This window comes from Clostridium sp. JN-9 (assembly GCF_004103695.1).
In the GTDB taxonomy this organism is placed as follows: Bacteria; Bacillota; Clostridia; order Clostridiales; family Clostridiaceae; genus JN-9.
Genome location: NZ_CP035280.1, coordinates 430662 through 454319 on the forward strand (window position 1 = coordinate 430662; position 23658 = coordinate 454319).

The 23658-nt window shown below is 31.6% G+C and carries 17 protein-coding genes, 3 pseudogenes and 1 CRISPR repeat array (1 of these 21 cut by a window edge); all 20 genes and pseudogenes read left to right on the forward strand.

The window, feature by feature from the left end:
* Positions 1-6475: direct repeats of the CRISPR family, unit length 30 nt; unit sequence GTTTTTATATAACCATACTGGAATGTAAAT (it extends 533 nt beyond the left edge of the window).
* Positions 6476-6682: 207 nt separating this feature from the next.
* The 20 genes and pseudogenes from EQM05_RS02090 to EQM05_RS02180 all read left to right on the forward strand — a co-directional run bounded on the left by EQM05_RS02090 (position 6683) and on the right by EQM05_RS02180 (position 23647).
* Entirely contained in the window at positions 6683-9325 is a 2643-nt protein-coding gene (locus EQM05_RS02090) for a sigma-54-dependent transcriptional regulator (RefSeq protein WP_243108094.1), read from the forward strand.
* 710 nt (positions 9326-10035) lie between these two features.
* Entirely contained in the window at positions 10036-10461 is a 426-nt protein-coding gene (locus EQM05_RS02095; RefSeq protein ID WP_128748478.1) for a PTS sugar transporter subunit IIA, read from the forward strand.
* 15 nt (positions 10462-10476) lie between these two features.
* Positions 10477-10959, forward strand: coding sequence for a PTS sugar transporter subunit IIB (locus EQM05_RS02100; protein ID WP_128748480.1), 483 nt, complete (start codon positions 10477-10479; stop codon positions 10957-10959).
* A gap of 15 nt (positions 10960-10974) precedes the next feature.
* Complete coding sequence (locus EQM05_RS02105; protein WP_128748482.1) at positions 10975-11742, forward strand: PTS sugar transporter subunit IIC; 768 nt, start codon at positions 10975-10977, stop codon at positions 11740-11742.
* A 24-nt stretch (positions 11743-11766) separates the two neighbouring features.
* Positions 11767-12627, forward strand: a complete 861-nt coding sequence (locus EQM05_RS02110) for a PTS system mannose/fructose/sorbose family transporter subunit IID (RefSeq protein ID WP_128748484.1) — start codon at positions 11767-11769, stop codon at positions 12625-12627.
* Positions 12628-12733: 106 nt separating this feature from the next.
* Positions 12734-14116 carry a sn-glycerol-1-phosphate dehydrogenase gene (locus EQM05_RS02115; RefSeq protein ID WP_128748486.1) on the forward strand — a complete coding sequence of 461 codons (1383 nt, stop codon included), beginning with the start codon at positions 12734-12736 and terminating at the stop codon, positions 14114-14116.
* Positions 14116-14952 (forward strand): HAD-IIA family hydrolase, encoded by an 837-nt coding sequence (locus tag EQM05_RS02120; RefSeq protein ID WP_128748488.1) that lies wholly within the window; start codon positions 14116-14118, stop codon positions 14950-14952. Before EQM05_RS02115 ends, EQM05_RS02120 begins: the two co-directional genes overlap by 1 nt.
* Positions 14953-15147: 195 nt before the next feature.
* Complete coding sequence (locus tag EQM05_RS02125; protein WP_128748490.1) at positions 15148-15507, forward strand: DUF1540 domain-containing protein; 360 nt, start codon at positions 15148-15150, stop codon at positions 15505-15507.
* Between the two features lie 126 nt (positions 15508-15633).
* A complete protein-coding gene (gene rlmD, locus EQM05_RS02130; RefSeq protein WP_128748492.1) occupies positions 15634-17052 on the forward strand; it encodes a 23S rRNA (uracil(1939)-C(5))-methyltransferase RlmD in 1419 nt (472 codons plus the stop codon).
* 15 nt (positions 17053-17067) lie between these two features.
* On the forward strand, positions 17068-17448 hold the full coding sequence (locus EQM05_RS02135; RefSeq protein WP_205694156.1) for a hypothetical protein: 381 nt from the start codon (positions 17068-17070) through the stop codon (positions 17446-17448).
* 257 nt (positions 17449-17705) lie between these two features.
* Positions 17706-18176 (forward strand): annotated as a pseudogene (locus tag EQM05_RS02140) (ATP-binding cassette domain-containing protein); the annotation flags it as partial.
* A complete protein-coding gene (locus tag EQM05_RS02145; protein ID WP_205694215.1) occupies positions 18166-18582 on the forward strand; it encodes a hypothetical protein in 417 nt (138 codons plus the stop codon). The pseudogene EQM05_RS02140 and the gene EQM05_RS02145, both read left to right, overlap by 11 nt.
* Positions 18570-18860, forward strand: a pseudogene (locus tag EQM05_RS02150) (response regulator transcription factor); the annotation flags it as partial. The gene EQM05_RS02145 and the pseudogene EQM05_RS02150, both read left to right, overlap by 13 nt.
* A gap of 115 nt (positions 18861-18975) precedes the next feature.
* Entirely contained in the window at positions 18976-19374 is a 399-nt protein-coding gene (locus tag EQM05_RS16085) for a hypothetical protein (RefSeq protein ID WP_243108096.1), read from the forward strand.
* Between the two features lie 164 nt (positions 19375-19538).
* On the forward strand, positions 19539-19865 hold the full coding sequence (locus EQM05_RS16090) for an ATP-binding protein (RefSeq protein ID WP_243108098.1): 327 nt from the start codon (positions 19539-19541) through the stop codon (positions 19863-19865).
* Positions 19866-20173: 308 nt separating this feature from the next.
* The gene (locus tag EQM05_RS02160) at positions 20174-20767 is read left to right on the forward strand and encodes a type IV toxin-antitoxin system AbiEi family antitoxin domain-containing protein (RefSeq protein ID WP_128748500.1); all 594 of its coding nucleotides are present in this window, start codon (positions 20174-20176) and stop codon (positions 20765-20767) included.
* A complete protein-coding gene (locus tag EQM05_RS02165; protein WP_205694157.1) occupies positions 20764-21603 on the forward strand; it encodes a nucleotidyl transferase AbiEii/AbiGii toxin family protein in 840 nt (279 codons plus the stop codon). Before EQM05_RS02160 ends, EQM05_RS02165 begins: the two co-directional genes overlap by 4 nt.
* Positions 21604-21728: 125 nt before the next feature.
* Positions 21729-22006: pseudogene (locus EQM05_RS02170) on the forward strand (single-stranded DNA-binding protein).
* The gene (locus EQM05_RS02175) at positions 21999-22697 is read left to right on the forward strand and encodes a response regulator transcription factor (RefSeq protein WP_128748502.1); all 699 of its coding nucleotides are present in this window, start codon (positions 21999-22001) and stop codon (positions 22695-22697) included. Before EQM05_RS02170 ends, EQM05_RS02175 begins: the two are co-directional and overlap by 8 nt.
* Complete coding sequence (locus EQM05_RS02180) at positions 22694-23647, forward strand: HAMP domain-containing sensor histidine kinase (RefSeq protein ID WP_128748504.1); 954 nt, start codon at positions 22694-22696, stop codon at positions 23645-23647. Before EQM05_RS02175 ends, EQM05_RS02180 begins: the two co-directional genes overlap by 4 nt.
* Positions 23648-23658: the final 11 nt, after the last annotated feature.

Below are 23658 nucleotides of genomic sequence, written 5' to 3' on the forward strand. Positions count from 1 at the left end.
ATATAACCATACTGGAATGTAAATGTACAAGCAATGGAAAATCCGATTATAGCGCATATTGTTTTTATATAACCATACTGGAATGTAAATTTAATTATTACAATTTTTAAAATCATCATATAATCCGTTTTTATATAACCATACTGGAATGTAAATCAATTAGTCGCAGCGCTTCCACAAATAGTAAAGGCGTTTTTATATAACCATACTGGAATGTAAATATGGATGGATTTGTGGTTACTGTTGCAGGATCAGGTGTTTTTATATAACCATACTGGAATGTAAATTTTAATGCAATAAAGCCATGCTTGTATAAAGCAGGTGGTTTTTATATAACCATACTGGAATGTAAATAACACTGAAGGATTTCTTAGAAGCTTTATTAATGGAGTTTTTATATAACCATACTGGAATGTAAATAGATGAAATTGATATGAGTAATGAAATCCATATAGAGTTTTTATATAACCATACTGGAATGTAAATATACTAATAGCGGATTTTATAGTAAAAAGGTTAGAAGTTTTTATATAACCATACTGGAATGTAAATTTCTAAGTTTATAAAGTGAAGTTAAATACATATCTTGGTTTTTATATAACCATACTGGAATGTAAATATTCTATAATTTCATCAACTGTCATAAAGTACCTCCGTTTTTATATAACCATACTGGAATGTAAATTTAGCAACTGTAACCACTGACGATTTGAGAATGTACGTTTTTATATAACCATACTGGAATGTAAATAAAATCAGCATGGATGGATTAGGTAATTATAGTAGGGTTTTTATATAACCATACTGGAATGTAAATTTTCATATATATCTCTGGGATCAGTCAGATTTTCATTGTTTTTATATAACCATACTGGAATGTAAATGGCTATTTAAATATGCAGCGCTATTATGATGGGGAAGTTTTTATATAACCATACTGGAATGTAAATTGGTTTATAGGAAAAGATGTTGCAGAAGCACTAGGAGTTTTTATATAACCATACTGGAATGTAAATTTCAAAAGAGTTTGTATTGACTTAGTTGAGGATTTAGTTTTTATATAACCATACTGGAATGTAAATTCATTAAAAACAATATATAGAATTGCTGATGCTTTGTTTTTATATAACCATACTGGAATGTAAATTATTTCCATCTGCTGCAGCTTCAACATCTTTTTTTAGTTTTTATATAACCATACTGGAATGTAAATTACAGCACAGAAAAATTGCAAAAGGATTATGGATTCGTTTTTATATAACCATACTGGAATGTAAATGGAAAATACTTTTCTTTAGTTTCAATACCTGGTGCGTTTTTATATAACCATACTGGAATGTAAATCTCTGAGACTACTATGCTATAATACAAGTATCTCAGTTTTTATATAACCATACTGGAATGTAAATTAAGCAATGCCGAAGAAAAAGCACTTCGTGGTGTAAGTTTTTATATAACCATACTGGAATGTAAATAGACAAGTCCTGCAGAGCAAAGACAGCAGGATGAAGGTTTTTATATAACCATACTGGAATGTAAATGCCTCAGTAACCTTAATCATTGTTTCACCCAGGCAGGTTTTTATATAACCATACTGGAATGTAAATGTTACTATTTGGTTAGTCTCACAATATGGGTATCCGTTTTTATATAACCATACTGGAATGTAAATGTTGTAACCACCTATCTTCACCATCCATATATGCTCGTTTTTATATAACCATACTGGAATGTAAATGCTTAATGGAAAATTATCCACAAAAACAGGACTTGCGTTTTTATATAACCATACTGGAATGTAAATGTATTAGCTGCATTCGTCTAATTACCACTGAAATAAGTTTTTATATAACCATACTGGAATGTAAATATCTCATTTTGTAAATTACCAGCAACATCACCGCTTGTTTTTATATAACCATACTGGAATGTAAATGTGCTTGAAGCAATTCTTGTTGTAATTCGTCATAAGGTTTTTATATAACCATACTGGAATGTAAATTTGATAATTCTTTATTCTCAATTTCATCCAATAGTAGTTTTTATATAACCATACTGGAATGTAAATTAAAATAATCCTTTTTTATCTGTTCCACCAGTTGCGTTTTTATATAACCATACTGGAATGTAAATCACAAGTTAATAAAGTCATAGACTATAATAAAGAGGTTTTTATATAACCATACTGGAATGTAAATAAAAAATATAATATTCTTTATGGTGGCACCGGAAGGTTTTTATATAACCATACTGGAATGTAAATACTTTATAAAATCGTCTTATAAATTGCAAGCTCTCGTTTTTATATAACCATACTGGAATGTAAATTCTGTTGAATAATATACTTTATATGTTAGTACATCGTTTTTATATAACCATACTGGAATGTAAATACCTCATACATTTCAAGCATGTGCAAAGTTAAATCAGTTTTTATATAACCATACTGGAATGTAAATTTAGCTCCGTTGGAGAGAATTCACAAGTTTTCCCTTGTTTTTATATAACCATACTGGAATGTAAATAAACAAGTTTTGATGATGTATATAATGTTTTAGAAGTTTTTATATAACCATACTGGAATGTAAATATTAGTAACTCTGCTTTTATGACTAAAAGAATGAACAGTTTTTATATAACCATACTGGAATGTAAATAATTGATCTAATGTTGTTTTACTCCAATTTTCAATTGTTTTTATATAACCATACTGGAATGTAAATTTAGGAAACGTATCCTCGCAGGATTTTGCAAACATAGTTTTTATATAACCATACTGGAATGTAAATTCCAAAACAACAGGAGTATTGGCTTTTAAGTTTTTAGTTTTTATATAACCATACTGGAATGTAAATTTTTTTAAGTTGTGTAGGACTATTAGGATTACTAAGCGTTTTTATATAACCATACTGGAATGTAAATTAAAGTTGAAGAGGAGCGTTTTTTACAACCTCCTGGTTTTTATATAACCATACTGGAATGTAAATGTTATAAACGTTATAGCACTAGCTAATGCTGTTGCAGTTTTTATATAACCATACTGGAATGTAAATGTATCAATATTCATATTGTTTTCATTTCCTACACCGTTTTTATATAACCATACTGGAATGTAAATACAATAGTCACACGTATATCCCCATCTATTGCATCTGTTTTTATATAACCATACTGGAATGTAAATTATGTTACAACTTCTAAATCTGTAATAACAACTGGAGGTTTTTATATAACCATACTGGAATGTAAATTGCAGTTGCACACATAAGTTTTAATTTATTACCATTGTTTTTATATAACCATACTGGAATGTAAATTATTGAGTAAGTTATTATATCCTTTAATCAAATTTGGTTTTTATATAACCATACTGGAATGTAAATTCAAGAAAACTCCTCCTTTTATATATATCCATGTCGGTTTTTATATAACCATACTGGAATGTAAATACGGGAACATCACAGAAAGAACAATTATATTTTGTAGTTTTTATATAACCATACTGGAATGTAAATATCTTAGTTCATAATGCTATCAGAATAGCTCAATCGTTTTTATATAACCATACTGGAATGTAAATGAAGCAGGGCCACAGAATCCAACTATTGCTCAATAGTTTTTATATAACCATACTGGAATGTAAATAAAGATTTATTAAGCAAAGAACCATTGCAATCAATAGTTTTTATATAACCATACTGGAATGTAAATTGTACTATCTACACTCATAGCATTTATTTACCTCCTGTTTTTATATAACCATACTGGAATGTAAATTTTTATATTTTTCCATTGCTTCAGTATCACCATCAGTTTTTATATAACCATACTGGAATGTAAATTTACCTTATATGTTATAACGTATTGATACCCCTTAGTTTTTATATAACCATACTGGAATGTAAATTTTGTTAAACTTCTTTGCTATCAACTTCGTTAAACGTTTTTATATAACCATACTGGAATGTAAATACTTTATTTACATGTTCATGAATTTGATTAACCATGTTTTTATATAACCATACTGGAATGTAAATTGATATATCTACCCTTAACATGGTTACATAAACAGTGTTTTTATATAACCATACTGGAATGTAAATTTTGTCTACTCTTCCTTGTTGTCAACTTCGTTAAAGTTTTTATATAACCATACTGGAATGTAAATGCAATTATTATTGGTCTGCTCAAATAGAAATTCTTTGTTTTTATATAACCATACTGGAATGTAAATCAACATGGCTGAATTGGCTAGAGCAAAAGAATCAACGTTTTTATATAACCATACTGGAATGTAAATCCATTACATTTGACACTATGCATAAAAATAAGCACGTTTTTATATAACCATACTGGAATGTAAATGCTTCTATCCAGTCGGTTACATCTTTGTTATCTCCGTTTTTATATAACCATACTGGAATGTAAATCTGGAAGAATGTATTTAGAACTCTTCTAGTATTGTCGTTTTTATATAACCATACTGGAATGTAAATGTATGAGAAAGAACAGCAAATAGTCGAATGGTTGCAGTTTTTATATAACCATACTGGAATGTAAATAGTATCACTCATGCCACTTTCTACAAGCTCAGCTACGTTTTTATATAACCATACTGGAATGTAAATTGGAAAGTTTAACAGAAATTGAAAGATTGATTATTAGTTTTTATATAACCATACTGGAATGTAAATACTTGAAACTCTTGCTTGTGTTATTTGGAATAGCAAGGTTTTTATATAACCATACTGGAATGTAAATATGACAGAATTTTAGAGATGTGTACGCCAGTTCTTAGTTTTTATATAACCATACTGGAATGTAAATTGAAAATGCAGTAAAACATGGGTTTTGGGAAGATTGGTTTTTATATAACCATACTGGAATGTAAATGATTTCATAGCACCTATTATGCTTTGGTAAAACTTAGTTTTTATATAACCATACTGGAATGTAAATTCCAAAACAACAGGAGTATTGGCTTTTAAGTTTTTAGTTTTTATATAACCATACTGGAATGTAAATTTTTTTAAGTTGTGTAGGACTATTAGGATTACTAAGCGTTTTTATATAACCATACTGGAATGTAAATAAAACTAGAAATTTACTATTTTTACATGGGGAATGAGTTTTTATATAACCATACTGGAATGTAAATTGGGAAGATGGAGGGAACAAATCTTAGGAGGAGTTGTTTTTATATAACCATACTGGAATGTAAATTAATTATTATAACACAAATATTTATAAGGAACTAGGTTTTTATATAACCATACTGGAATGTAAATTTACAACATTGACAAGAATTTCTGAGGATAATTTTAGTTTTTATATAACCATACTGGAATGTAAATAACTCTTGGAGACATTGACACTACAGATGGGCATATGTTTTTATATAACCATACTGGAATGTAAATTGGGAAGATGGAGGGAACAAATCTTAGGAGGAGTTCGTTTTTATATAACCATACTGGAATGTAAATAGTTTAAAAGACATTGTATTCTTGGGTTCTTAAGTGGGTTTTTATATAACCATACTGGAATGTAAATTGGGTATGGGTAATCGAGTTCGAAAGAGTTAAGTCAGTTTTTATATAACCATACTGGAATGTAAATGTCTGTGGAAATCCAAAACTGTTACATGCTCATGTGGTTTTTATATAACCATACTGGAATGTAAATAAGAGAGAGGCTATAGTTAATGCAGATGATGAATAGTTTTTATATAACCATACTGGAATGTAAATCAAACTAAAAAGTAACACACCTGGTGGACTGCCATCGTTTTTATATAACCATACTGGAATGTAAATCAATAAACCCTGTTGGCAATGTTTCCTTAGTATAACGTTTTTATATAACCATACTGGAATGTAAATCCAGTAAGTAGCCTTAATTTATACTGTTGGCCATCGTTTTTATATAACCATACTGGAATGTAAATTGTCGCAATTTATTTCTTGTTGCATCCTTAAAATAAGTTTTTATATAACCATACTGGAATGTAAATATATCTTTCACGTCTTCTACTATTTTTATATAATAAAGTTTTTATATAACCATACTGGAATGTAAATTATTGCGATATAACAGCAGCTGTAAAAGGAACTAAGGTTTTTATATAACCATACTGGAATGTAAATCAGTTCTTTTCTTTTATTTATAATGTCTTTTGCTGTGTTTTTATATAACCATACTGGAATGTAAATATGATATTGGAAGATGGACTTGATTTTCAGCAGTTTGTTTTTATATAACCATACTGGAATGTAAATTTGTGCAGGAGGCTTGATTATGATAGCTGGTGAAAAGTTTTTATATAACCATACTGGAATGTAAATGCAAAATAATCTATAATACTAGTACTATCAACATAGTTTTTATATAACCATACTGGAATGTAAATAGTACCAGAGAAATTACGCATGTTGTTAGAAACAGAGTTTTTATTATAACTATACCCCTGTGTAAATTCATTAGAATTTAAATTTTTACACTTACATATAGATTATAAGTGCCTTAGCCTTGACATGTGATGTATTTAAATTTGTTATTATTAATTAAGCTAATATTATATATGGTAAGATATATATAACAAACAAGTGATATAATTGATATTTCTATTCGTGATTTCTGCTAATTGATGAACTATGGAAAGGTTAAGATTGGGGGCTTTACATTGGGGGATTACTACTTTAAAGGCGATGGAAGACATAAACTTAATAGAAAAGAAAAGGTATACGAAAAGCTGAAAACGATAACAAGAACTCTAAAGATTAACAATGATAGCTATAGGGATGAAGTTGGATTTGATGCTGGTTATATAGCTAAAATGCTGAATATTTCAAGAAATAATGTAAGCAAGGAATTAAACTGTCTCTTAAATGAAGGAAAAGCTATTAAGATTTTAGGAAAGCCTGTACTATATCTAGATAAAATATACATTGAATCAAAATTCAATATTATTATTGATGATCCTATTATTGCAAATGCTGATAAATTAAAAAAATTAATATTTAAGGATTCATTTGATAATTTAACTAAAGAAAATAGCAATAAAATTCTTTATGAAGAAGTATCTGATTCTAACAAAATAAGAAGGTCTGTTTTTGACAATATCATAGGCTCAGATGATAGCTTAAAAAAACAAGTAAATCAAGCTAAGGCAGCAATAATGTATCCACCAAAGGGATTACATACTTTACTTATTGGTCCCACAGGAACTGGAAAAACTACTTTTGCAGAAGTTATGTATCGTTATGCTGTAGAAATTGGGAAATTAAAACCTAATGCACCTTATGTAATATTTAATTGTGCTGATTATGCTGAAAACTCACAACTTTTAATTTCTCATCTTTTTGGTTATGTAAAAGGTGCATTTACTGGTGCTGATACAGAGAAAAAGGGACTGGTAGACCAAGCAAATGGTGGGATATTCTTTTTAGATGAAGTTCATCGCCTGTCTCCTGAAGGCCAGGAAATGTTATTTACACTTATCGATAGAGGAAAATATCGCAGATTAGGGGAATCTGAAAATACAAGAAGTGCGGATATACTTATAATTGCTGCCACCACAGAAAATCCAAAGTCAGCAATCTTAGGTACATTTCTTAGAAGAATACCTGTTGTAATTAATCTCCCAAGTTTAAGTCAGCGTTCATTAAAGGAAAGAATGACACTTATTTGTAGATTTTTTAGAGATGAATCTTCAAAAATTAAGGAACCTGTAACTGTGCAAAAAGAGGTTTTAAAGGTTTTGTTATTATACAATTGTCCGGGAAATATTGGCCAATTGAAGAATGATATTCAATTAATTTGTGCAAATGCATTTCTAGAATATGTTACAAAACAACAGGATTCCATAAATATTAAATTATCACAAATTTCTTATAGATTTAAAGAAGGATTATTTTCTATAGATAATAAAAGAGAAGAATTAACTCAAAATTTTAATCTCAATGATTTTGAAAATATAACCTTTAATGGTATTACAGAAAGTTTAGATGACAATTTAAAGGATGTGATTCTTTATGATGAATATAAAACTGAAGAAGATTTTTATGATTTAATCTTAAAAAATGCACAAAAGTTTTATAATGAAGGCTTTTCTACAAATCAGATTATAGAAAATATAAATAAGCAAATTGAAAATCGCTTTGATTCCACACCTTCTAAAGTAAAAAATGGAGGCGAAACAAAAGCTGATAAAGAAGTTATTCTTAAAATTGTAACTCCTGATATTATTAAGATTGTGAAGGATTCACTAATAGAAACTGTTGGTATACTAAATACGTCATATGAAAAAGTGGTATATAGCCTGGCATTGCACATTGAAACCCTTATAGAAAGGCTTAAATCAGGGCATATTGTGATACATCCTAATATTCAAAAAGCCTATAAAGATCATAAAAATGAATATGCAATAGCCCAGAAAATCAAATGCAAACTTGAGGAAAAATCCTCAATTAAAATACCAGATGATGAGGTAGCTTTTATAGCCACGTTTTTATATTCAGTAAATATGAAAAAGGAACAGGGAAATATTGAAGTGTTAGTTATTACTCATGGATACGCCACTGCAACTAATATGGTTCAAGTAGTAAAAACACTTTTAGGATATGATTGTATTCATGCTTTAGATATGCCATTAGAAGAAAAGGCTGAAGTGGCTTTAGAAAAAGCTACTAGCATAGTAAAAAAAATAGATAAAGGCAGAGGAGTCCTTTTATTAGTTGACATGGGATCTCTTACTACGTTCTCAGAAATAATCACAGAAAAAACTGGGATACCAACAAGAACTATTAGAATGGTAAGTACACCTATGGTAATAGAGGCAGCCAGAAAAGCCATGATGCCTAATATGAATTTAGATTTATTAGTCCAAAGTGTATTAAACACCAGTTACTTAATTGGAGAAGGAGTAAAAGTCAACAATTCTGCAGCTAAAGTTCAATGCCCTCATCTTATTTATGAGGATCGCTCAATAAATATGCTGGAGGAGACGCTTACTTTTTTAAATGTAAAAAAGGCTCATAAAACTCTAAGTAAAGTATTAGAAAAGATTGCTTTAGCATGCAATAAAAGTATAGATGAGATAATATATATCAAATTTTTGTTTCATTGTTCATGTATGATTGAAAGAGTTATTAGGAATGAGCCGCTTCCATATAAAAAGATTCGTGAAATTAAGGACACAAAGAAAAATCTTTATAATATAATAAAAGATTCATTTACTTTAGTTGAAGAAGTTTTTGGCATTATCATTCCAGATAGTGAACTGGCTTATATTGTTGAAATGATTGATACACATTTCAATTTATAATTAAGGGTCAATTGAAAAAGTAAATTCCAGTTTGAAAAAGTAACTTCAACCTATAAAAGGGATTAAAAAGTATTGCATAAGAAAAGAGGTTTATTTTGCCTAATATCTGGAACAAAAATGCAATAATTAACTATTAAATAGACAGGATAACATAAATTTTGGTATACAAAACAAAGGTGAGAAATAATCCATCTATTTTGTAAAAGTAATTTCCACCTCAGTATTTTCTTAACCATCTAGTCAACATTATAACTGTAATTGATCATATTATCAAGGATGCTTCGCACCGCATAGCGGCTCCGTCCTTGACAATCTGTCCAATTACAAATTAGGAGTAGTTAAGATGGTTAAGGATAGTTATGTGAATGAACTTTGCACAACTAAAATCCACCCATTAATTTGAAAAACTAACTTCCACATTGAAATTCTCATGGGTGGAATTTACTATTTCAATTAATAATTTATAATTAAGCAAGGATATTTTTAATACAGAAGCAATACACATTCAATTATTTTATTATAATGGAAGGAATGTGTATTTTTTTATTCTAAAAATTTACGGATTGAATAAAAAAATACTACAAAGGCACTAAAAATGCAAGGCTTGTTAAGAAGAAATGAATAAAATTCAATAGTAATACACATTTATTTTAATATTTGGCATGACCTTTGCTATATATTATTCTGTAAAACAAAGAGGGGGTGACTTAATGATAGGAGTATTGATAGCTACTCATGGAGATTTTGGAAAAGAAATTTTAAAAAGTTCCGAACTTATTCTTGGAAAACAAGATCACACTTTAACTTTAAGTCTTAATTATGGAGATAGCATTGAGAAATTTGGTGAGCAGATTGTGAATGCAATACAATCATTAGAGAATGGAAGTGGAGTTTTAGTATTTACTGATCTTCTCGGGGCTAGCCCGTATAATGCAACTGCATTGAATTCAAATAAAGTTAACAATGCCAGATTTAGATGCATATGCGGTGTTAATTTACCCATGGTATTGGAAGCTCTTACCATGAGAAATAATTATGATTTAGACAAATTAACAGAACAGTGCATGGAAGCGGGAATGTCAGGAATAAAAGAACTTTTCCAAGAATTAAATATTTATAATAAAAAAAATAATTAAGGTGGGGTGGTAATTATGTTGAATATTGTGCTTACAAGGATAGACGATAGATTAATTCATGGACAGGTAATAACAGCATGGTCAAAAGTTACAAAAGCAAACAGAATAATTATTGTTGATGATGCAGTAGCTAATGATTCATTTATGGTAAACGTTTTAAAGGCTGCGGCACCAACATCACTTAAAGTTGAAATTTTTGGTACAGAAGAGGCTGTAAAGGTTATAAACGGAGGAACAAACAATGGTGATGCAGAGAGAGTGATTATTTTAGTTAAGACACCTAAAACTATTACAAAACTCGTAAGCCAAGGAGTTGCAATAAAAGAAGTAAATCTTGGCGGTATGGGTGCAACACAAGGACGAAAACAACTTTATAAGAATATATCGGCATCAGAAGAAGAAAGACAAGCATTTAAAGACCTTATGGATAAGGGAATAGACGTTTCAATAAAAATTGTTCCTGATGCAAAACAGGTTTCAATAAAAAAATTATTATAAAGGGAGGGAAGTAAAATGCATGTTACATTCTTACAGGCTGCATTAATTGGTTTATTTTATTATATCTCATGGAGTCCTTGGTTTACTTATGCTGGTTTCTTTACATTTAACAGACCGCTGGTAGCAGGATTTATAACTGGAATCATTTTAGGAAAACCGCTAGAGGGAGCTTTAATTGGGGCAGGTATTAATGTTATTTACCTTGGATTCATTTCAGCTGGAGGAGCTCAAATGGGAGATCCTTCATTTGCTGGGTATGCTGGAACTGCACTTGCTTTAATATCAAATTTAGATGTTAAAACTGCAATGGCAATTTCAGTACCTTTAGGAACAATAGCTACAGTTATATGGATTGCTAAGATGACAATAAATTCATTTTTCGTTCATTGGGCTGATAAGGAAGTTGAAAAAGGGAATATAGATGCTCTTCCTTTTATAGACGTAGTACCACCGCAAATTTTACTTTTCATAGTCAGCTTTATACCAGCTACATTAGTTGTATACTATGGACCCAATGCTGTATCTGGATTACTTAGTGTTATGAGCCCAAATGTATTACATGTTTTTGATGTAATAGGCGAAATGCTACCAGCTTTAGGTATTGCAATGAACTTAAAATTAATAGGGAATTCGTTTACAATGCCATTCTTTGTATTAGGTATAATTTTATCTGTTTACTTTAAATTAGACATAGTTATTATTTCAATTATTGGAGCAATAATTGCATTAACAGTAACTAACATTAAAAATAGTTCTTCCACTGGGACTAGTGCAAGTGCATAAAATAATTGAAGGAGGAGTGTAAAAATGGGAGAGGTTAAAACTTCTATAAATAAAAGTAACGTTGTAAATAATGAAGCAAAAAGAGTATTAACTAAAAGAGATATATTTAACTCATGGATCAGATGGTTTATGTTTGCTCAATCTAATTATAATTATGAAAGAATGCAAGCTACAGGTTTTGCGCATTCTATGTTGCCGGCAATTAAGAAGCTATACCCTGATAAAAATGATAGAAAAGCTGCAGTACAAAGACATTTAGCTTTTTTCAATACAGAACCTGTTTGTGGATCTGTAATTCATGGGATTACCTTAGCTATGGAAGAAGAAAAAGCTAATGGAAAACCAATAGCTGATGAGTCATTTAATGCTATAAAGACAGGATTAATGGGACCATTAGCTGGAATCGGAGATACCCTGACACAAGGAATAATAACACCTATTATGCTTTCAATTTGTATAGGGATTACAAACAATAAAAACATAGCAGGTCCTATAATATTTTTAATAGCTCAATATTCTATAATGATAGGTATTTCATTTAGTATGTGGACTAATGGCTATAAATTTGGGAAAAAGGCTGTGGAACAAATACTTCAAAGTGGGAAAATTAATAAAGTGATAGAGGGAGCATCACTGCTTGGTACTCTTGTTATGGGAGGACTTGTAGGTAGATTTGTTCCACTAAAAATGGCGGTAAATTTAAATATTGGTCAAGTAAAATTTAATTTGCAAACAGATTTATTAGATAAGTTGATGCCAGGATTAATACCATTATTATTAACATTATTTGTGCTTAAAATGGTTAAGAAAGGTGTTTCACCAATAAAACTTATGGGAATTCTAATTGCTGCAGGTACAATTACAGGGATCTTAGGTATATTCTAAATAATAATGAGGATTTTTTAAGAAACACAAATTTTTAAAGAATCCTCTTTTTCGATCAAGTATAAAAATTTAATTTAAATATAATATTGAGAAGGGAAAAATAAGAATGGATATTAATTTAAAAAATATAGATGAATTTAGTATAAATGATTATCTTGGGAATGACTTACATTGCCAATGCGGAAAAGTGCATAAAGTTGAATTGAAAAAAGTTTTAATAGAAAAAGACGCAATAAAAAAGCTTCCAGATTTATTGAAGGAATTTGGTTATAAAAAAGCATTGATAGTGGAAGATACACATACATTTAAAGCTGCGGGATGTTTAGTAGAGGAAATTCTGACTAAGGCAAAGTTTAGTTATAATAAATTAGAATTCACAGTTAATAATGAGGATTTAGTACCAAATGAAGAGGCAGTTGGCAAACTATTGATTAACATTGAAAAAGATACCCAGGTGCTCATTGCAATTGGTACCGGTACAATAAATGATTTATGTAAGTTTGTTAGTGTTAAAGCAGGAATCGATACCATCATTGTAGCTACAGCTCCATCTATGGACGGGTTTGCATCTACAGGAGCAGCTTTAATAGTAGAAAATCTTAAAACAACCTTTGATGCAGCATGTCCAAAAGCAATTATTGGGGATATAAATATACTAAAAAATGCGCCAATGAAAATGATATTGGCTGGGTTTGGAGATATAATCGGCAAATATTCTGCCTTAAACGACTGGGAATTAAGTAAAGTTATTAATGGAGAATATTATTGTGATGTAGTTGAAAAAATGGTAAGCAATTCTGTTAAAAAATGTATTGATAATACAGAGGGTATTAAAAAAAGAGAAGATGCTGCTATTAATAACTTAATGGAAGCCTTAGTACTAACAGGGATTGCAATGAGTTTTGCAGGTAACTCAAGGCCAGCTTCAGGATCTGAACATCATATAGCACATTATTGGGAAATGATGTTTTTATTTGATGGTAAGAAAGCAATCCTTCATGGAGCTAAAGTAGGAATTGCTACAGTTTTAATTTCTAAAATACATGAAATTTTTGCAGAAGAAAATATTGACTTTGATGAGGCAATCAAAAATGCAAATTCCTTTGATGAAGTTAAATGGCAGAAGGAAGTTAATAAATTTTATAAGAAAGCTGCACATGAAATTATAGATGTTAACAATAAAGAGAAAAGAAATTCAATTGATGAAAGGCTGAAGAGAATAAATACTATAAAGAATAATATAAATAAGATAAAGGAAATAATTTCAGATGTACCGTCTACGAAAGAAATAAAATTAATACTAAAAAAAGCTGGTGCACCGACAAATCCAAGAGAAATAGGAATCGATAAAGAAACAGTTGAAAATACAATTCTCATGGCAAAAGAAGTTAGAACAAGATATACAATTCTGCAATTTTTATGGGATTTAGGTTTGCTTGAAAAGTTTTCACATGAAATTGGTAATTATGTAGAGAAGGATGATATATAATGAATAATTTAGCAAATAAATTAAATTATATAGAAGATGCAAGAAGTATTTTGAAAAATGTAAAGTGCTTTATATTGGATTTAGATGGTACCTTTTATTTAAGTGATAGAATTTTCGATGGGTCTATTGATTTTTTAAAAACCTTAGAGGCTAATAATATAGAATTTAGGTTTTTTACCAATAATTCATCAAAAAATACTCAATTCTATATAAATAAGATAAAGAACATGGGATATGATTTAGATGAAAATATGATGCTAATTTCTAATCAGGTTATAATTAGTTATATAAAAGATAAAATGCCAAGCAAGAGGATTTTTATTTTAGGAAATGAGTATTTAAAAAAGGACTTTAAAGAAGCTGATTTAAATCTGGTTGAAGATAATGCTGAGGTAGTAGTTGTTGGCTTTGATACATCACTAAAATATGATAATTTATCCAAGGCTTGCAGATTTATTAGAAATGGAGCAATCTTTTTAGGAGTAAATCCTGATTTTAACTGTCCTACTGTTGACGGATTTATCCCCGATTGTGGATCAATATGTTCATTGATTACAGCTTCAACGGGAGTTAAGCCTGAATTCTTTGGTAAACCTTCAAAATACACTTTAGATTATGTGCTTAAAAATACTGGATATAAGGATAATGAAATTGCTTTTGTAGGAGATAGACTATATACAGATATAGCAATTGGAAAAGATAATAATTCAATTACTATTCTAGTATTATCTGGAGAAGCAAAAGTAAAGGACTTAGAAAAATCAGAGATACAACCAACTCTGGTATTTAATAACTTAAAAGAGGTTGGAGAAATACTAAAAAGTGGGAAACTCTAATCAAAAAATATATTGTATTTTTTGATTGATTTAATGTATAATATAAAAATATATGGCTAAAATTATTAAAAGAATGCCTATGGCAACTGATCTACTTTGCACCTATTATGGTGCTATTTTTTTATCAAAAGTTTGTATAAAAATATTGTTATATAAGAAAAATATATATAACAATATTTGAAAGGGGATATGCTCATGGATGTAAGATTAACCTGCAATGCAGATAATTGTGTAAATAATGTTAATGGGTTATGTTCTGCTAATACAATAAAAGTAAAAGGTATGGATTCTCACAGCAGCAGCGGTACTGAATGTGAAACCTTCGCTGTCAGGGGAGTGAAAAATGCCTTATCAAATCTGACAAACATGAATATTCCAGGAGAAATAAGACAGCTGTTTACAAATAACACTATAGAAATGAGTCCCTATGTTAAATGTGATGCAGATAACTGTGTTCATAATTCCGCTGGTAAATGCATTGCTGCTAACATACAAATAACAGGACCAAAAGCAAATGTAAGTGCAGATACTAAATGTGAAACATTTATCGAATAATAGTTATTCAAAAGCCTCTCTTTAAACAGGGAAGGCTTTTTATTAATTACAGTAAATAATAAGTGAGTTTTTATCTCTTATAATATATAATAGAAATTGTTTATTAATTTATTGAAGGTGAATGTGATGAAACAAATTCCAGTAGAAAAAAATAAAGAATATATTTTAAATATAGATGGTTTTGGATATGAAGGTGAAGGTGTAGGCAAATTGGAGAACTATGCCATATTTGTCCCAGGAGCTTTATTAGGTGAAAAGGTGAAAGTGAAAATATTAAAAGTAAATAAGAATTATGCTTTTGGAAAACTAATGGCTGTAGTTGAGAAAAGTAAACACAGAGTAAAAGCTGTTTGTCCTATTTATGAAAAGTGCGGAGGATGTCAGCTTCAGCATTTATCTTATGATGCACAGCTGAAATTTAAAAAGAATAGAGTTCATGACTGTCTTGAAAGAATCGGCGGCATCACAGTGATTTCAAAGAGCGACGAAGCTAAGAATAACAATGGGAACCAGGCTTTACTAAGGGATACCTTGGGCATGAAAGATCCCTATAGATACAGAAATAAGGTTCAGCTTCCTATAGGAACAGTAAAAGGTGAAGCGGTTATTGGATTTTACTCCCCAAGAAGCCACAATATAATAGATACAGATAATTGCTTTATACAGGAGGAAACAGGGGATTTATTAATTAAGCTGACCAAAAGATGGATAAAGGATTATAATATTTCTACATATGATGAGAAAACAGGTGAAGGCTCGCTTAGGCACATAATGATGAGAAAGGCTTTTAAAACCAATCAGGTTATGGTGGTAATAGTAACCAGTACCAATGAACTTCCTCATAAAAAAGAATTCATAGAAATTATAAAAGAAAATATCCCAGGCATAACAAGCATAATTCATAACATCAATAGTGAAAAAACCAATGTAATTTTAAGCACCAAATGTATTACCCTATGGGGATCAGATACAATCTCTGATTACATAGGAAAATATAAATTTAATATATCGGCTTTATCCTTTTTTCAGGTTAATCCAGTACAAACTGAAGCACTGTATAATAAGGCATTGGAATTTGCAGATTTAAAAGGTAATGAGGTAGTGTTTGATGCATACTGCGGCACAGGCACTATTTCATTATTCATAAGTGAAAAGGCAAAAAGGGTATATGGAGTAGAAATAATACCACAGGCTATAGAAAATGCAAAAATTAATGCAAAAGAAAATAATATTCATAATGCAGAGTTCATTGTAGGAAAATCAGAAAAAGTCATACCCGATTTAATTAAAGAGGGAATAAAGGCTGATGTAGTTGTGGTAGATCCTCCAAGAAAGGGCTGTGAAAGGATTCTTCTTGAGGAAATATCAAAAATGTGCCCAGACAAGATTGTTTATGTTTCCTGTGACCCTGGAACTTTGGCAAGAGATCTGGCAATACTTAATGATTCAGGCTATAAAACTGTAGAAGTACAGCCAGTGGACATGTTCCCAATGACTTCACATATAGAAACAGTTGTGAAGATAGAACGTAGATGTAGGCAATAATTAAACCCATAAGCGATGGAAATAAGAAAGGAAGATTACATTATGGATTTCTCAAATATGTTTGATGATTTGTATTATAGGAAGATAAAAGAAGAAAACATCCAGGAGCAGATGAAGAAAGTAATTAAGTTGGTTAATATTAACTTTAAAGATATAATTGAAAGCTCTTTTAAGAGGGGATTCGAGGAAGGGGAAAGGTATGGCAGAAATGATGAAAATCTTACTGTCAGAGGAAAGATTACAGGTAAATTATTTAGTAATACCACTATGATAGATGAAGAGATATTTGAAATCATAGGATTAGGACAAGAAAAGTGGAAAGAATATATACCATATCTTAGAAACAAGTATGAAGAAGGTGTAAAAGAGGGAAAATTAAGAGGAACGGAAGATTAAGTTATTCAAAGGAGCAAGAAAATTTATATAATATGTCTGTTTTAATTAAAAAAAGTGCCCTTGATATGCGTTTGTGGGAACATATCGAGGGTATATTTTTGTATAAAATGTAACAGCATTGAACTGCTTGCTTTTAAAAAAACCGTATGGCTGTAGACTATTCTATTTTTTCGGGCGAAAAATAATTTAGATCTCTTTAAGGATTCTTTAAACTTCTTCTTTATAGTAAGTATCAAACAAAAGAAAGGAAGATGTTTATGAATTCGTATATTTTGCAAACAAAAGACTTATGTAAAGACTTTAAAAAACAACGCGCAGTAAACAACATATCGCTGTCTATAATGGAAAATTCCGTTTATGGTTTACTGGGGCCAAACGGTGCAGGAAAATCCACTACCTTAAAGATGATTACTGGGATGCTCCATCCCACTTCGGGAAAAATAATATTTGAGGGACACCCATAGAGCCGGAACGACCTTACAGATATAGGTGCTCTGATTGAAGCTCCCCCGCTTTATGAAAACCTCACCGCAAGAGAAAATCTGAAGGTACGCACACTTCTTTTGGGGTTACCAGATCACCGAATCGATGAGGTCCTAAAAATTGTTGATTTGACGAATACAGGAAAAAAATGTGCTGGACAGTTTTCTATGGGAATGAAGCAGCGTCTTGGCATTGCAATTGCATTACTGAACCATCCGAAGCTGCTTATCCTGGATGAACCCACCACTTATAGTGCTGCTTGCAGGTATTTCCGGCATGTACCTTGTACAAAACGGCTATAATTGGTGGTATACCATTATCCTGCCGGGTTTTATTACCCTTGCCACAGCGCTGGTTAATCAGATAGAAGAAAGAAAGCTGCATTATCGGACAGTTTTTGCACTTTCGGTTCCGCTTCAAAAAATCTGGATTTCCAAAGTTTTTCTGCTTACTGTGTATGTTTTGGCTGCCTATATTCTTCACCTTGCAGGGATGATTTTAGGGAAGTTTTTGATTAACCCTGCAGCCACCATCTCCATCATGCAAATGGTAACGGCAACGCTGATTTTAATTGTTGTCTCGCTCTGGCAGATTCTATTTTGCCTGTTTCTTTCAAAGAAATTTGGCCTAATGGCGGCGGCCATCTTATAACCACTGCTGAATCACCTGAAAAGGTGGAGCTAAGCAGCCTGAACCGGTTTAACTTACTACTTTTGGATGTTATGATGCCGGATATTGATGGCTTTACCTATTGCCAAAGGGTGAGAAATCTGGTAGATTGTCCAATTCTGTTTCTGACTGCTAAAACGCTGGAAGCTGATGTGATGTATGCCCTAGGTGTGGGTGCCGATGATTACATAAAAAAGCCATTTGGCATCGGAGAATTGCGGGCAAGGGTAAATGCACATCTGCGCAGGGAAACTCGTGAAAAGCGGAATGTATTAGCTGTATCAGGCTTGGAATTTAATCTTATGGCAAAAGAAATAAAAATATCAAACTTAGAACATTTTTTATTCAGTATTTAATGGCTTTTTTATGGGCTTTATGTTAATTGTATTAATTGGCCTGGGACTGTTTTTTACTTCACTAAAAACAGGCTCCCTTATTTCTGTTAGAGATGTGGAAGCAAATATTGAAAGTAAAAAAACTAAGATTGCGTCTGCAAAAACCGTGAGTTTGGATCTAATTCCTGAAACCTGCGAATATGCCGTTGTAAGCACAAATGGGGAATTTTTGTCAGGGAGTATGACCAAGTCTGAAACTGATGCTGCATGGAACGTAATTCAAAGCGGAAGAAGAACCTCAGGAATATCGCTTAAGATAGGCTTAAGTGCGAAGTGTTATTTCCTCATTGAACGGCAAAATGAGATTTGCATTGTTGAATACTCAGCCTTGTCCCAGTTTTCCGCCTTAGCCCATTATATTTTGAAAAACGCTGATTAAATGGAACAGTATGTTCAGATGTTGATTGAACTATCCAAAGCGGAGGCCGGCTATTTACTACAGCGGGAAAACGTCAATACTAGAGTTTTTTAGATGAACTATATAGTCAAATTTGTGCGCTTGTTTCAATAAAACACTTAAAAACTGAGTTTGAAGAAAAGGATTTGTCTGAGATTATCAATCTGGACAGTTCCTTGATGCAAAGAGCAATTATGAATATTGTATCCAATGTGGTGGATTATTCCCCGGATGGTGGATTGATTCAGTTTTCTATATCATCAGAAAAGCATAAATTTCGATTTGCCGTTGTGGACAGCGGAAAGGGATTTTCTGCGGAAGATTTGAAAAATGCGGCGATGCAGTTTTATCAGGGTGATTCCAGCCGCAGTTCCAAATCACATTACGGCATGGGACTATTTATTGCCGATTCTATTGTAAGGCAGCATGGTGGTTCCCCTAGCATAGCGAATTCTCCTGCCAAAGGCAGTTGAATGGTAACTATTGAATTTTAAGTATTAATCTGGTTCATTTAATAAGGGGATTATTCTAATTGAGTATGATTCTTGTTTGAGATGGTAAAGATGCTTACTATACAATTTCATTTAGTAAATCGTTATTTAAACGAGCAAAAATACTGATGCTTTTACAGTTTTTTGGTGGCGAGAAGATAAGATTGCTGTCAGGTGAGGATTGTATTGATAAAATTATTTAATAACTTACGCCATTTCAAGTTTGACTTTTATGCTCACTTATATTAAAATAATGAGCATAATTGTTTACTCCTGAAAGAAGGTGTATTATGACAAACGCTGAAATAATCATGAAAATGGTAAAAGAGAATAATGGAATCATAACAAGCGCAGAGATAACGAAAGCCGGACTACCACGATTTAGTCTCAAGACTCTTGTTGATAGTGGAAAGCTAGAACGATCTGCAAGAGGTGTTTATATTTTACCAGAAATATGGGATGATGAGATGTATAATTTGCAGGTACAGTTTAAACGTGGAATCTTTTCAGGTGAAACAGCTCTATTTTTAAATGATTTAACGGATAGGACACCCAATAGATATCAAATGACATTTCCTATTGGTTATAATGTTACATCATTAAAAAATGAAAATATTAAAGCCGTAAGGACGAAAGAAGAGTTCTATAAACTTGGAGTCATTACTGTTTTAACTCCTGCAGGTAATCCGGTAAGAACATATAGTAGAGAGAAAACCTTGTGTGATATTTTAAGAGGAATAAGTAATACAGATATTCAAATTGTTTCAGAGGCCTTTAAACAATATGCCAAAAATGACAATAAGAAGATACCTCTTCTTTCTGAATATGCAAAAATAATGGGAGTGAATAAAAAACTTCGTTCTTATCTGGAGGTATTGATATGAAAAATGCTATGCAACTGAAAAGTATTATTAAGAATATGTCTAAGGAAAAAGGAATATCTGCACAGCTTGTAATGCAAAATTTTATGTTGGAAAGATTACTTGAAAGAATATCTATTTCAAAATATCAACCACATTTTATTTTAAAAGGCGGGTTCCTTATTGCGGCAATGGTTGGATTGGATACAAGGGCTACTATGGATATGGATGCAACAATTAAGGGCTTACCTGTTACAGAAGAAATGATTATGCAGATGTTTTTAGATATTTGTGATATTCAAATTAAAGATGATGTACATTTTTCCTTTAATAGAATTGATGAAATTAGAGCTGAAGACGAATATTCGGGCTATCGTATATCATTGACGGCAAATTACTCTCCTATGGCAGTTCCATTAAAGTTAGATATTACAACAGGAGATAAGATTACACCTAAGGAAATAACATATGAGTTTAAATTACTTTTAGAGGATAGAATTATAAAAATCCTAGCATATAATTTAGAAACAGTTATGGCTGAGAAAATTGAAACAGTTATTACGAGAGGGGACCAAAATACAAGACCAAGGGATTATTATGATATCTATGTTTTGCATGAACTACAAGGAAAAAATATTGATTATACTTCCCTAAGGAAAGCTATACAAGCAACAACTAAAAAGAGAAATTCGACAGAGATAGTAAAAAATTATAAAGGAATAATTTCAGTTATTAGGAATAGTGATATTATGCAAAAACGTTGGAGGGATTACCAAAAGGATTTTGAATATACAACGGATATAGAATTTCATGATACTCTAAAAGCATTAGAAGAAATTATGGGGTTGATTCAAATTTGATTCTGTAGTTTCTCTAAGTCCATCAAAATAAATCGATATTAATCATATACGTTCTCTTGATTGACGGTTTTTCTTTTATAAATTGACTAAGGTTGGTAACGCATTATCAATAAGGAGTGGGCAACATGAGTGATGTTAACGAGCTATTAGAAGAAGCTATCATAGAACTAAAAATCTGAATGAAGATGAAGTCTTTCTTGTTAGGGATCTGTTTAAGGGTTATGTTTGGAATAGGATACCAAGAAAGGATCGACTTCTGCTTGGAACTTTATTTCTTAACCAGATTAATAAGATGAATGGCAATCTAAAGGCTATTGAAAAGACTTCTTCTAACCAACAGAGATATAAAAAGTCAAGGAGGTCTATGGACAAACGAGTAACGAGGAGCACTAAAAATGGATAATAGAATTTTACTTTTAGAAGATGATTTAAGTTTGATAGACGGTTTGCAATACTCATTGAGGAAAAATGGCTTTGAGCTTGAAATTGCCCGTACCGTAAGTGAAGCTATGTGGTTAATTGCAAAAAATCAATATGATTTATTGCTGCTTGATGTTACTTTACCGGATGGAACAGGCTTTACAGTATGCGAGCAGGTGCGAAAAAGCGGCAATCAGGTTCCAATTATTTTTTTGACTGCTTTGGATGAGGAGGTCAATGTAATACGTGGATTAGACAGCGGTGGAGATGATTATATTACAAAGCCTTTTAAGCTTGGCGAACTATGCTCACGTATCCGTGCATTGCTGCGCAGGGTTGAAGTCTCAAAGCAAACCCAATCATCCACACTTAATTGCGAAGATATCTCAATTGACATACTACATAACCGTGTTTTACTTAAAGGAAAGCTTTTAGAATTAACAAGCGCAGAATATAGGCTGCTCTGCTTATTGGTTCGCAATGCCGGGCATATAGTCACACGAAACGCAATATTAGATGAAATGTGGGACGGAACCGGAGAGTTTGTAGATGATAACACACTTTCCGTTTATGTTCGCCGTCTGCGTGAAAAGGTGGAGAAAGATCCGTCACATCCTGAACATCTTATAACAGTACGGGGCTTTGGTTACCAATGGGGAGAGGTGCTCAAATGAGTTTTTTGAGAGAAAAGCAGTCACGTCATTTCTTCTTTAGTCTTATAGCTCTTTCTATATTCTTACTTGGATTTGGCGGATTATTTTGTATGGAACAGACACAAACTGTGAAAGAAATGTTGTTATCACATGATAGCGCCGTTGTCAGCTCTCTTTTGGAGCACGGCGTATCTCCGGATGTGATTGCTTCTGCTGTTGCCAGCTCACAAGACAATGGACAAGGGAAAAGCCTGATCACAAAGCTTGGGTATACAGAAAGAACCGCATATAAGTCAAAGGAATTTTTGAAAAATACTATTTCTGATATTTCCCATCAGCTAAAAACTCCACTAGCTGCACTTAATATGTACAACGAGATTATTTCTGAAGAACCGGATAACACTAAGACTATTATGGAATTTTCACGGAAAACAACAACAGCACTTGACCGTATGGAACAATTGATACAATCACTTCTGAAAATTACACGCCTTGATGCTGGAAGTGTTACATTTGAAAAAATACCCCATCGGATTTCTGAAATTATAGCAAAGGCTATTGAAAATCTGACTACACGGGCTTTAAGTGAAGGAAAACAAATAATCGTAAGAGGACAGCAGGACGAACAAATCACATGTGATTTACAATGGACAAGTGAAGCTGTAGGAAACATTGTCAAGAATGCTTTGGATCACACTGGCATTGGCGGTCACATCTGCATTTCTTGGGAACGATCTCTTGCTATGATACGAATTTCAATTGCTGATGATGGGGTGGGGATTGCTCCAGAAGAGATACACCATATTTTCAAGCGTTTTTACCGAAGTAATAATTCCAAGGATACACAAGGAGTGGGGCTTGGACTCTCCTTGGCAAAATCCATTATTGAGGGTCAAGGGGGAGTTATATCTGTCCAAAGCACCTTAAATTCTGGTACAACCTTTATCCTGTATTACCTTACAGAAATGTAAGGTAATATTCA